7 protein-coding genes are annotated in these 12855 nt (G+C 42.9%); 5 read left to right on the top strand and 2 right to left on the bottom strand.

The features are described from left to right. The first annotated feature begins 52 nt into the window (after positions 1 to 52). From P2W71_RS22955 to P2W71_RS22945, 3 genes are all read left to right on the top strand, one after another. A complete protein-coding gene (locus P2W71_RS22955) occupies positions 53 to 3307 on the top strand; it encodes a TonB-dependent receptor (RefSeq protein ID WP_276373745.1) in 3255 nt (1084 codons plus the stop codon). 21 nt (positions 3308 to 3328) lie between these two features. Further along, complete coding sequence (locus P2W71_RS22950; protein ID WP_276373744.1) at positions 3329 to 4825, top strand: RagB/SusD family nutrient uptake outer membrane protein; 1497 nt, start codon at positions 3329 to 3331, stop codon at positions 4823 to 4825. Positions 4826 to 5020: 195 nt separating this feature from the next. Further along, positions 5021 to 5806: a polysaccharide deacetylase family protein gene (locus P2W71_RS22945; protein WP_276373743.1), complete on the top strand. Its 786-nt coding sequence runs from the start codon at positions 5021 to 5023 to the stop codon at positions 5804 to 5806. A 79-nt stretch (positions 5807 to 5885) separates the two neighbouring features. Here the strand turns inward: P2W71_RS22945 and P2W71_RS22940 are convergent, their stop codons facing one another. Together P2W71_RS22940 and P2W71_RS22935 are read right to left on the bottom strand one after the other, a co-directional pair. Continuing rightward, the gene (locus tag P2W71_RS22940) at positions 5886 to 6533 is read right to left on the bottom strand and encodes a response regulator transcription factor (RefSeq protein WP_276373742.1); all 648 of its coding nucleotides are present in this window, start codon (positions 6531 to 6533) and stop codon (positions 5886 to 5888) included. A gap of 57 nt (positions 6534 to 6590) precedes the next feature. Beyond that, positions 6591 to 8537 (bottom strand): tetratricopeptide repeat-containing sensor histidine kinase, encoded by a 1947-nt coding sequence (locus tag P2W71_RS22935; protein ID WP_276373741.1) that lies wholly within the window; start codon positions 8535 to 8537, stop codon positions 6591 to 6593. A 388-nt stretch (positions 8538 to 8925) separates the two neighbouring features. Here P2W71_RS22935 and P2W71_RS22930 point away from each other — a divergent pair, with 388 nt between their 5' ends. Then, positions 8926 to 11190 (top strand): HEAT repeat domain-containing protein, encoded by a 2265-nt coding sequence (locus tag P2W71_RS22930; RefSeq protein ID WP_276373740.1) that lies wholly within the window; start codon positions 8926 to 8928, stop codon positions 11188 to 11190. 726 nt (positions 11191 to 11916) lie between these two features. Continuing rightward, complete coding sequence (locus P2W71_RS22925) at positions 11917 to 12732, top strand: phage integrase SAM-like domain-containing protein (protein WP_276373739.1); 816 nt, start codon at positions 11917 to 11919, stop codon at positions 12730 to 12732. The last annotated feature ends 123 nt before the right edge of the window (positions 12733 to 12855 follow it).

Raw genomic sequence — 12855 nt, 5'->3', positions numbered from 1 at the left:
CATTTATTAAAAAAATAACAATGTCTTACGAAAAAAAAGAAAGCTGCTTGATATGAAACATATTTTACTTTTTAGTTGGTGTTGCCTGATGCTGATAGGGAATGTCAGTGCGCAACAAAGAACTATTACCGGAAAGGTAGTAGACGCTAGTGATGGCTCAGCGTTGCCTGGCGTATCTGTGCTGGTCAAAGGTACGACCGTAGGTACGGCAACGGGTTCGGATGGAAGTTTTTCCATTACAGCAGGTAATGAAGATGTGCTTACATTTTCTTTTATCGGATTTGAGACGCAAGACATCAGCGTCGGAACGCAGACGTCCATCAATATAACGATGGCGTCTTCAACGCAACAATTGTCGGAGGTTGTTGTGATAGGATATGGCGAGCGTGAACGAAAAGATGTAACTGGTGCCATTTCGAGTGTTAGCAGTGAAGAAATCACACGGAGCACTGCCATGAATCCAGAACTTGCAATGCAAGGCCGCATGGCAGGCGTCTTGGTAACAACACCAAGTGGCGATCCTTTTGCGAGACCTAATGTGAGAATCAGAGGTGTAGCTACATTTGGATTTGCAGAACCGCTATATGTTATTGATGGCATTCCGGTGCTGGAAGGCGGTGCGAGCAGTCCATTCCCCGGCGATCAGGATATTCGCTCCCCCATCAGCATCATGTCGTCGATTAATCCTAATGATATCGAATCAATTTCTGTATTGAAGGATGCATCTGCTGCGGCTATTTATGGTGTTAGAGCTTCCAACGGGGTGATCCTGATCACCACAAAAAAAGGTAAGTCCGGTAGCCCTAAAGTTGAATTCAGCGCACAAAGAGGTGTACAAAATGTGATCAAGCAATTTGATATGCTTAACACAACGGATTACACGAGGCTGTATCAAGAGGCGTATAACAATAACCCAAGCGAGGCAGGTAATTTGCCGTCTGAATTTATTGAAAGCGATCCCGCTTATCTTGGAAATAGCCCGACGTATAATTGGCAAGACAATCTTATTAACAAAAATGCTGTCGTCGAAGACTATAGCATCCGTGTAGGCGGAGGAAGTGATGCAACGACCTATTATGTTTCTGCCGGGTATGGAAGAACAGAAGGCGCATTGATTGAAAGTAGCCTCGAGCGGTATTCGTTAGCTACAAATTTAACCAGCAAAATCTCAAAATTCCTGGAAGTAGGAGTCAATTTGAAACTGTCTCACAACAATGCGCTGGATAATACAGATAACGATCTTGCCTATGTTGCCACCGCTCCACCATGGCAGCCTATTTATGATCCATCGCATCCATCTGGCTATGCGCCGTCCACGGTTATCAACTATGTCCTAAATGACGACTTCGATCCGTCTAACCTTAATTCGGGGCCGCTGTATAACTTTGATGGTGATCCGAGGTATTTGTATGGGGAGGCAACCCGAGGAAACGTATTTGCTGTCCAGGATTTGAATCTTCAAAACTATACATTCTTTAGAACGTTAGGGAACGTTTATCTACAGGTTGAGCCAATTCCTGGCCTCAAAGTTAGAGGATCCGTTAGCGGCGATTATTACAACAACCTGAGAAAGACCTGGGTCAATTATGATTCTTACGTCTTCTTTCAAACGCCAAGCAACCGATATACCGGAAACGATGGTACATCGAAGGGAAGTTATGGTGAACGTCAGAGTCGGAATTTTAATTTGATCAAAGAATTAACAGTCAACTACAATAAATCCTTTGGCGACCATAATGTGGACCTGTTGTTAAGTGCCATGGACCAAAGACAAACATGGTCGTATACAGATGCCTCCAGCACGCAGGTAAATTCGATAGATCCTGCATTGCGTTCCGTTGAAAACAGGCCTCCTTACGTTTCTTCGTTTACTGGCCGGAGAACACAAGTACTGCAGGGATACCTGGCACGTGTAAGCTATAAGTTCAAAGACAAATACTATCTGGATGCAACGGTACGACGCGACGCATCTTCTGTATTCGCGCCAGGTTACCGCGTTGGAGTATTTCCTTCCTTTGCTGCCGGGTGGAGAATCAGTTCCGAACAATTCTTTCAGAATTTAGAAGCAACGTTCATTGATGATTTAAAAATAAGGGGAGGATGGGGCGAACTAGGCAACAAAGAAACCACCCAAGGATTTGCATACTTGTCCACCATCAGTACAACCCCCGACTATTCCTATGGCTCAGGTAATGGCGATCCTTTCGGGCTTCAGACCATTGGGGCGGTACTCCCTAACTTCCCTAATTTCGAACTGACCTGGGAACGGGTGCGAACTACTAACGTTGGATTTGATGCTGTTTTTTTTGGATCCCGCGTTTCATTAACTGCTGAATACTACAACCGATTTACAAAAGGAATTATTCAACAAGTGAACCTTCCACCCAACGCCGGTATTCGTGACCCGGCCGATCTGAATGTAGGGAATGTCCGGAACAGTGGTGTAGAGATCCAGTTGGGTTATAACAATAACATCGGTGACTTGTCATTTAACGTATCGGGAAATCTCACTACCGTTAAAAATCGTGTCGTCAAATTGTATCAGGGAACCCCCTTTGGAGAAGAAGCATCGGAAATAGATGACAACACGTTGGGACGCGTACAAGAAGGATATCCGATCGGATACTTGTGGGGGTTCAAGACGGATAGAATTTTCCAGACCGCACAGGAAGTGGATGACTGGAAAGACGTTTATAGCGATAATAACAGCGAAGATCAGCAACAACCCGGTGATGTTCGTTTCCTTGATATCAACGGATCGCCTGGTCCTGGCCAGGTCTTTAACCCCGTGCCCGACAGCGTTATAAACGATAACGACCGCGTTTACCTTGGTAAGACAATTCCCGGATTTTATTATGGTTTCAACCTGGGTCTGGCCTATAAAGGCATAGACATATCGTTGTTTTTCCAAGGCGTAGGAGATGTTCAAAAATATAACGGGGCAAGGGCACAGGGCGAAAACATGGGTAGCAATGGTGCCAATCAATGGGCAACCACCAACGGCCGCTGGACAGTTGAAAATCCTTCCACTACAATGCCACGCGCTGTGCGAAACGATCCTAATGCCAATAACCGAACGTCGGACAGGTTTGTGGAGGATGCAAACTTTATCCGCTTGAAGAATGTACAACTAGGGTATACGTTACCACCGTCGATGCTGCCGAAATCAGGAGCTATTGATCGGGTCAGGGTATATGTTTCAGCAACCAATCTTTTCACCATTACAAACTGGAAAGGGATTGATCCTGAAAATGATTTTAATCCGCCGACACAACAGTTGATGTTTGGACTGAATGCATCCTTCTAAAAAAGACAAATGGATACAACTATGAGATCTAACAATAAACTAATATCATTAACGATGTTTCTGGTCTTAATCGGATACAATGCGTGCGATGAGTCCCGGCTTGATGTTGCACCACAGTCGCAAACCGAGGACTCGTACTTCAAACAAGAGGTTGAATTTGAACGTGCTGTTACCGGTATTTACGCGAAGCTCACAGATTTCTATTGGTACAACCGAAGTGCCGATGCTTGTTTGCAGCCGGTTACATTACTTCCCGGTGACGATATCACCACCAATGGGCAAGACGCTTTTGAAACTTTTTCAGGTATACAGACAGGCACACAACGGCTGGCAGATTTTTTCTCAACAGCTTATCAATTAATTAATCGCGCAATTGTCGTAATGGACAAGAATGCTGAAGTGGAAGATGGCGTTTATGTTACCCCAGGGCTAAAGGATTACCATCGCGGAGAAGCATTGTTTCTACGTGCCTATGGTTACTATTTGCTGTGGAATATCTTTGGAACGGCGCCCCTGGTTACCGCGCGGGTGGATAATCTGAATGATACAAAACCGCCTAGCTCTACCGGTACGCAACTGCTGGATCAGGCTATTCTGGACCTTACGGAAGCTGCAACGTTGCTTCCAACCTCCTGGGCTGAGGCGCAACGCGGAAGGGTTACAAAAAACAGCGCTTATGGTTTGCTTGGAAAATGTCTGGTCTTCAAAGGTACAATCACAAATTCCCCCGCGGATTATCAGGCGGCGATAACAGCGTTTGATAACATTAGTGGTGCATCGTTGGTACCAGCCTTTGATGATAACTTCGCTGCCGATACAGAAAATAATGAGGAGTCTTTATTTGAGTATCAGGCGACGCGTGCTTTCGGCGATGACAATATCTGGCTTAACAATGACTTCGATAATGCCGTCGGCGCGCTGTCTGTATTTTGGGGATATTATAGTGACCAATTTAATTTGTTTGGAAAATCTCCTTTTGTGGCGACACAAAAATTGGCTGACCTTTTCGACGATACGGATCCACGCAAGGAGCTCTCCCTTGATCCTGATACCCGTGCGTTTAAAAAATATGTTACCCGTGATGAGTTGAATCAAGGTGGATCAAGTTCAGTCAATAATCCCCGCATCTTGAGGTATGCAGATGTGCTACTGCTAAAAGCCGAGGCACTGAATGAATCTGGCGGATCCACAGCTGATGCCATTGCACAAATCAATTTGGTTCGCGAACGGGCGCGAGGTGCCGGCACGGTGCCTGCGGACAGACCAAGTACAGAAACAGACAGAGAAATAATTCGTCAGTGGATAATGGACGAGCGCTTATTGGAATTAGCAGGAGAGGGTCAACGCTGGTTTGATCTTAGGCGATGGGCGCTGGGAGAAAAGATTACACTTGACGATGGTTTCTTCAGTTCAGATCGTCCGAATGCCATGGGGTTTGAGAAAAAAAACCTTTACTTCCCGATTCCTAACAGTGAAACAAACGTAAATCCAAACATCATACCCAACCCGGGTTATTAGGTGGGAAACTTATTTATTAAGAAATAAAAGCCGGCCCGATATGACCGGCTTTTATTTTGGCACGAGCGTTACCGCGGGCTTACCAAAATTATCTCAATTGGATTAAGATGAATGCAACTCCACGTGATAATCTTATTTGATCACATCAGTTGTGAGTTATCTTTTTCTAAATTTACTTCCTTAACCTTTTCTGCGATGCGATTGACGATTGTCCTGATGCTGCTTGCATCATGTTGTTATGCTCAAAATAAAAAGTCTTGGAATGGAAAACAATGTGCCGTAGTGCTTACCTATGACGATGCTTTGAATGTTCATCTCGATAACGCCATACCCTTGTTGGACTCGCTGAATTTTGACGCTACATTTTACCTTTCGGGATATTTTCCGGGGAGTCGGAATCGTCTTAAAGATTGGACCACCGCTGCAAGAAACGGGCATGAACTGGCCAATCATACTTTGTTTCATCCATGTGCAGGCAACATGCCCGGCCGTAGCTGGGTAAAACCCGATTATGATCTCAGCACATATACGATGCAACGTTTACTGGATGAAGTTCGCATGACCAATACATTTCTTGAATCACTGGATGGAAAGAAGAAACGAACTTTTGCCTATCCATGTGGTGATACTAAAGTAGGAGATGAGTCCTACATTGATCAGATAAAAAACGATTTTGTGTCAGCCAGAGGTGTGAAGAGTGAGATGGTGCAGCTTAATAATGTTGATTTATATAATGTTCCATCCTATGGAATCAATGGTGAAACTGGCGAGCAATTGATAGCTTTAGTAAAGAAAGCCATGAGTGAAAATGCGCTCTTGGTTTTTCTTTTTCATGGTGTCGGCGGCGAACATAATCTGAACGTTTCTCTACAAGCCCATCGTGAACTTTTAGTTTATCTGAAACAACACGAGAAAGAAATCTGGGTAACTCCTTTTAAAGAAGCAACAGAATACATCAGGAAAAATAGTCATTCAAAATAACCTCCAAACGCTTCACCTTCTTTGCGAGCCTTGGACCCTTGCGTGAGTACAAAAAACAGCGCGTCACCAATCGCATCCGCTACGACTTCCCCCCACTTCCAAAAACTTTTAACAAAGCTTCTGTGCGATTTTGTACATGCAGCTTTTCATATATTTTATGGATGTGCTGCTTAACAGTTCCCGTCGTGATATTCAACTTGTGACTGATTTCTTTGTACAAAAGTCCCTTGGATAACAGTTCAAGAATTTCTCTCTCGCGTGCAGAAATACTATACGCTTCATCCTCCTTTGATGGAGGTGCTTTTTGAAAACTAACAACAAGTTTTCTGGCAATGTGACTGTTCATCGGCGAACCTCCTTCATGCAGCTCTTTTACTGCTTCCAGTATTTTATCAGCCGGTGTGTTCTTCAGCAAGTAACCGCTGGCGCCTGCAGCCAGGGCGTTAAGTACATGTTCACTGTTTTCGTAAATGGTAAACATCATAAACTGTATGGGAGATCCGGCGGATTTCAACTGTCGTATAGCCTCAATGCCTGTCATCCCTGGAAGATTGATGTCCATGATCACAACATCCGGCTGATCTAACGGCAGCTGCAATACAGCATCTTCAGCATTTTCAAATACCGACCGACAAACAAAGCCGTCCGTATTACTAAAAATCTTTTGCATACCCTGACGGATATCTTCCTGATCTTCTACAATGCTAACCGCTATTTGTTTTTGCATACGAGTTATGGAACGACAAAAATACAAAAAGGATTACAGGGCCTTATATAACCAAAGTTATACCGATAGCGGCGCCGTAAGTTCTGCTAATGTACCTCCTTCATTGCGAATGGTGAAATTGCCATTCACTGCGTGCATCCTTGACTCCATATTTTTCAATCCATTGCTAAACCGACGTTGTGTAGAAAAATCGATGCCCTTACCATTGTCATGAATGATTATTTTCAATCGGTCATCAAAAGAAAATGATATCTCAACTTTTGAGGCATGGGCGTGCTTTACAATGTTGTGTATCACTTCCTTTACCACCAGGTAAATATTCCTTCGTTCAATACCACTGAGTTTAACGGCAGGAATTTGTTCTGGCACTTGAAATTCATAGGCAAGATTTACGGTCGACAAAAACTCCGACATGGTGTTTCGAATATACGCTACCAGATCTTCCAGTGTATCGTATTCTGAATTCATACTCCAGATGATTTCATTTACCTGTGCCATCAGGTTGCGGGAGGTATCTACGATTTTTTTTGTCTCGGCAGATTGCTCATTGGATTGACGAAGGCCTTCAGCCAGAAACAAAATGGATGTCACGCCAGTACCTAAATCGTCATGCATCTCCGCGGCGATACGGCTCCGTTCTTGTTCTCGTCCTTGTAATGAAGCTTTCAGCTCCCCCAGTTCCTGTTCTTTTTGTAATGTCTTTATATACTGTTCGTGGAACTGCTGCTTCTTTTTATACAAACGATAACCGTACAATAGCAATGAAAAAATCATCACGATACCAACGACAGATGCTGCGAGCCATAAATTTTTCTTCTGAATATTTGCCCGATTTTCTTCCAGCTCCAATTGTTTCTCAGCCATCTCGCGTTCCTTTTTTTCTACTTGGTATTTTCTCTCAAGTTCGTTCATGGTCTTTTTTAAACTGGCACTGTTTAATGAATCGTTCAACGCAACGTACTCCAATAGGAATTTGTATGCCGATGCATGATCACCCAGATGGCTTTTGATGTCGGCGATGAGCGGATATTGCTGATTTAGTGTTTCGAAGACGCCGTGACGTTTGCTGATTTCATAAGCTCGCATAATGTAACGGTCGGCTTCTTTATAGTTTTTCAAGGCGAGGCCGTTCATGGCCAATCCTTGTAGCGCCGTGGAGACACTTTCATCATAATGCAGTTTCTGTGCTTCAGCAAGACTCTTTTGGAAATAGTCATTGCTTTTTTGATATTCTTTTTTGCTATTAAAAATGCTCGCCAGGGCAAGGTGAGCGTTTAAGCCGACACTCCGGTCTTTAATTTTCTCCGCGATGAATAGCCCATCCGTGGCAAGGCGAATGGCGGAATCATAAAGATTCATGGAACTCAACGTTCCCGCCATATTAATTAATACATTGGCGTGCGTGAGACTGTCACCAACGCGTTGACTCATCAGCACTGACTTGCTCGCGTAATCAAGCGACCGTTCGAACTGACCGGTAACATCAAACACCACACCGAGGTTTTGATAAACAATGTTTAAGAAATCTTCCTCATGAAGCTTTTCAAAATATTTGGCCGCCTTAACATAATATTGAATGGCATCTTCGAATAAGCCTTTAAAGTTGTAAACGTTTGCCGTATTTACCAGTGATTTAGCAACATTCAACGAGTCGCCTTTTTCTTCAGCCAAATCCAACGACCAAAGATTTACTTCCAGGGACGTATCAAAATCGCCTTTGGTATTTAAAGCTGCTGTATAATTACGGGCATACCGATGCATGCTTTCATAATCATTCAGTCTTTTGCTTAAGTCACCTGCGATTTTGTAATAATATAGCGCGCTGTCAAGATCTTCGGACTCAAGATGAACGGCATAGTCGATGAAGGCATTGACTTTTTCTTTGTTGTCGGGAAGGGTCTTTATTTTAGACACTAATTCAGCGCTATTGGATGCCTGGCTGAGTGCCGGCCGCGAATGAATAACGATACTGCCAATAAGCAACCAAAAAATAAGTTTAGGCATTACACACTCCTTAATCCTTTGCAATTTATTATAAACGAAGGAAAAATATTTGAACAGGTTAATATTGATTTTGCATAGGGTATAAGCAACGAGCACATCACCATAAAGAATTTCCGGATCCCTTTATCGCCTTTTAAAAATTGTTACTTGGCAGTTTGAAACTGAAAGAATACCTTTTGAATCTTTCTTAAGCTGATGCGCTTCTCTGGAATTAATTCGTCGAGGTTGTTTAACACAGAACGGACATCATAAATCAACTCTGGTTGTCAGGCATGATGGAGTGTAATTTTTTTAAATTGCTTAAATGGAGGAATGCCAGACGTGTTATGATCCCAAAGCCTGATACGCTTTCTTTAATTTACCAAAGCAAGAAAACCGCCTTTTTACTATGACTGTTTCATGGAAAACAATTGCTCTTATTATTCTCGTTGCATTGGTGGCCGCCTGCAATAATTCCAAAAATAAATCAGCGGAAAAAGAACCTGTTAAGCTTCCCGTTGAGCCGAATCCGTCTCCGGCGTTTCTCTCACCAGAAGAAAGTCTGCGATCGTTTCATTTACCAGAAGGATACAAAATGCAACTGGTTGCTGATGAATCTATTTTGAATGAGCCGGTCGCCATCGCGTGGGATGGGAATGGAAGAATGTTTGTAGCCGAGATGTGCACATACATGCAGGATGTTGATGGGTCGGGAACGACCCGGCCAATCGGTAAAATATTGTTATTGGAAGATACGGATGGTGATGGAAAAATGGATAAGCATTCCGTCTATATCGATAGCCTTGTTTTACCACGCATGATTCTTCCGCTAGATGATCGCCTCTTGGTGAATGAGACATATACCTACGATATCTGGAGTTATAAAGATACCGATGGTGATGGAATCGCCGATGAAAAAGAACTCCTGTATGATAATAACAAAGCAGACAATCGAAACCTCGAACACCAGGCCAGCGGACTGCTATGGAATATCGATAACTGGATTTATAATTCCAGGAATCCGGTCCGCTTTAGATTCGAGGACAATAAAATTCAGGTGGATACATTGCTGGATGCACCTATCGGTCAGTGGGGATTAACCCACGACGACTTTGGCAGGTTGTATTATTCCAGTGCAGGCGGCGAAGTTGCTGCGTTAGGATTTCAACAGAATCCTGCGTACGGTTCTTTTGAATTGGGCGACCAGTTGCTGGATGACTTTGATGCCGTGTGGCCAATCATTGCAACACCTGATGTTCAGGGAGGATACGAAAGACTCCGGCCTGACAGTACACTTAATCACTTTACGGCAAGCTGTGGTCAAGTTATTTTTCAAGGAGATCGTCTCCCTGCGGAATTAAAAGGGGACCTCTTTATATGTGAACCGGTAGGAAGACTTATCAGGCGTGCCAAGGTTATTAACCGGGATGGTCAGATCTATCTGAAGAACGCTTACAATCAAAATGAATTTCTGACTTCAACCGATATGAATTTTCGTCCTGTGAATATGGCGACAGGTCCGGATGGTTGCCTCTATATTGTAGATATGTACAGAGGAATCATCCAGGAAAGTAATTGGACCCGCGAAGGAAGTTTTTTGCGACCCGTAATAAAAAGGATGAAGCTGGATATGAATTTTGGGAGAGGACGCATCTACCGCTTAGTTCATGACGATGAGAAACCCGGCCCACGGCCGAAGATGCTGGATGAATCTACGGAACAATTGATGAAATATTTATCTCACCCCAACGGGTGGTGGCGAAATACGGCACAGAAATTAATCATTCTTCGAAATGATAAATCAGCGGTCGGTGAATTAGAGAAAATGGCGACTGATAATTACACATGGATCGATAGAATATTTTCTCGCAATGAATACGAGCCAACGCCACTTACCAGGCTGCACGCTTTGTGGACGCTGAAAGGTTTGGATGCATTGAAAAAAAATACACTGTTACAAGCTTTTAAAGACGAAGACCCGCAGGTGAGAAAAACTGCTATATGGGCCAGCGAAGAGTTTTTGAAGAAGCAGGATCCAGAAATTATAAGCGCGTTACAATCATTAAAGAATGATGTCAGCGGAGATGTCCGCATCCAACTGGTTTTATCGCTGCGATATGGAAAATCACCAGAAACGATCAGGCTCTTGCAGGAAATTAAAAACAATTATACCGATAATGTCTTGGTCCAAGCCCTGGCGTCAACGAGTTTAAGAAATGACAATGAACCTGAAGACATCAAAAAGTTAAAATCAAAAATCGCGGGCAAGTCGCCATATGCCCGGGAGTTGATTTTGAATGGTGCAGCAATTTTCAAACAACTTTGCGCGACTTGTCATGGGAACGATGGAAAAGGAATCCTTAATAAAGAGAAAAAAATGCTTGCGCCACCGCTCGAGGGATCGAAAAGAGTAGCGGGTGACAGAGATGTGCTTACCCGAATTGTGCTTCACGGTTTATCTGGACCTGTCGACGGTAAAAGCTATTCCGACATCATGCCTGCGATGGAAGCAAATGACGATGAGTGGGTCGCGTCTGTACTGAGTTACGTTCGCTATGCCTTTGGAAATGACGCATCCACCATCAGAGACGACCATGTTCATGACGTGCGCGAACAGACTGTGGGTAGAAAAAAATATTGGACGTTAAAAGAACTGGAGCAATTGAAGAAATAAGCAGAGCATAATCCCGTGCTTTCTTCTTTCAAACGGGCAGATCCTTCGCTCCGCGCGAGCCATGGCGCAGCCCTTGCTCAGGACATCGGTAGCTGAGGGTTGTGGTTCTTTCAAACATTCAATTCCCTTCGATCCAATTTCCGGGGTATGGATGAAGTGCAGCTCCTATTTTAGATCCGATTTCCTGAGTGGTGATGGTGTGCTGGCAAGCGGGAATGAAGGATCTGTTGCAGGTTAACGTGCTGTCCAAGGGTGGTGCTCTTTCGAAGGGGCAGATCCTTCAGGCCTGCGCCGAAAATAGTGAGGATTCAAAGCCCTGTTCTTGGTATCGATCATCACTTACGTTTCGCGCTAAATGCAAGAAGCATCATTAAGCTAAAGGAAGGGGCGCGATAAACCATCGTTATTGTGTATGTCGTGTAAAAAATTTATTACAGGTCGCTGTAGGTGATATAAACGAAATAGTACATAACGAAAGAAAGCTCTGAATGTGTTTACCTCAAGAATGGAGCAAAGCAAAACACGAGGTTAAACTCAGCTATTAATAAATCGTTGAAAGACCTGTTGAATAAAGTGAATATATATTTTAACGACTTCCCAGGTAAACCGTATTCCAACGAGCTACCCAGCGAGATACGAGAATTTGAAAAACACTTTAATGTTAAAACTAAGAAAACCTTAATTGATTTCTTCAACGAGTATATATAGCGTTGAGGAAACGAAACAGTGTTAAAAAATACCGCTAAAGGTTTTATTACCGTAAAAGGAAGATTAGAGCGTTATGAGAAATCAAGAAACACAACGTTATATTTTGAAAGTATTACCAAAGAGTGGGCTGAAGATTTTAAAGAATTTGCGAAAGAAATTGAATTAGACCCCAACACTTGTAAAAAAACAATTGAAGATTTTAGTACCTTCTTAAATCACTATTTCGATGACCAGCGTAAACACAACATCTTTTTAAGGGCTGATTACAAAACCGAAAAAATCAAAAAAGTTCCAGGTACACACAGTTCTGAACCATCACCGTTGTACCCTGACGAAATTAAACAATTGATGTTATTCAATACTGACAAATTCGAACCAGTAAGGTACGGTGACCCAGAAACGAAAACTACAATTTATGTTAGTCCCAAAGCTGCGCATAAGGTCAAGCATTTGTTTTTATTGGCTTGCTTTACTGGCCTTAGATTTTCCGATGTTTTGAGGTTAAGTAAAGGAAGTAATCAAAATGATCACATTGTTATTAGGCCAACAAAGACAGATAAAAAAAATGCGAAGACGTTGTTTATCCCTTTATTAAAAGAAGCACGAAATATTTTAGAATCCATCAACTATGACATTTCTAAAATTAAGTTGGCTAATCCAAGTGCCAACCGTGCGTTAACTCAATTACTTAAGCAAGCAGGAATTAATACGATAGTGAAAGAGTATTCTTACAATCTCAACGGCGAACGCAGTGAACAGGATTTACCTAATAAATTTGATGTTGTTTCGTTTCACAGCGGACGGGACACGTTTATAACAAATTCCTTAATTTGAAGTAGTTTCGACTTAATCTGACAGTTGGGTTAACTTAGAAGTGCAAACTATCAAAAGTTGAACCCTTTAAACTGTCAGAAAAATGAGAACAGAAACGAAGTTAATCAAAACGAAATTAGGTCT

It is taken from the genome of Chryseolinea sp. H1M3-3 (assembly GCF_029360725.1).
Classification (GTDB): domain Bacteria; phylum Bacteroidota; class Bacteroidia; order Cytophagales; family Cyclobacteriaceae; genus Chryseolinea.
This window is presented reverse-complemented; position numbering and strand designations above follow the sequence as displayed.

Bases quoted from the DNA above. Each gene is read 5' to 3' on its own strand.
- P2W71_RS22950 (WP_276373744.1), top strand. From the start codon at position 3,329: ATGAGATCTAACAATAAACTAATATCATTAACGATGTTTCTGGTCTTA.
- P2W71_RS22940 (WP_276373742.1), bottom strand. From the start codon at position 6,533: ATGCAAAAACAAATAGCGGTTAGCATTGTAGAAGATCAGGAAGATATC.
- P2W71_RS22930 (WP_276373740.1), top strand. From the start codon at position 8,926: ATGACTGTTTCATGGAAAACAATTGCTCTTATTATTCTCGTTGCATTG.
- P2W71_RS22945 (WP_276373743.1), top strand. From the start codon at position 5,021: ATGCGATTGACGATTGTCCTGATGCTGCTTGCATCATGTTGTTATGCT.
- P2W71_RS22955 (WP_276373745.1), top strand. From the start codon at position 53: ATGAAACATATTTTACTTTTTAGTTGGTGTTGCCTGATGCTGATAGGG.
- P2W71_RS22935 (WP_276373741.1), bottom strand. From the start codon at position 8,537: ATGCCTAAACTTATTTTTTGGTTGCTTATTGGCAGTATCGTTATTCAT.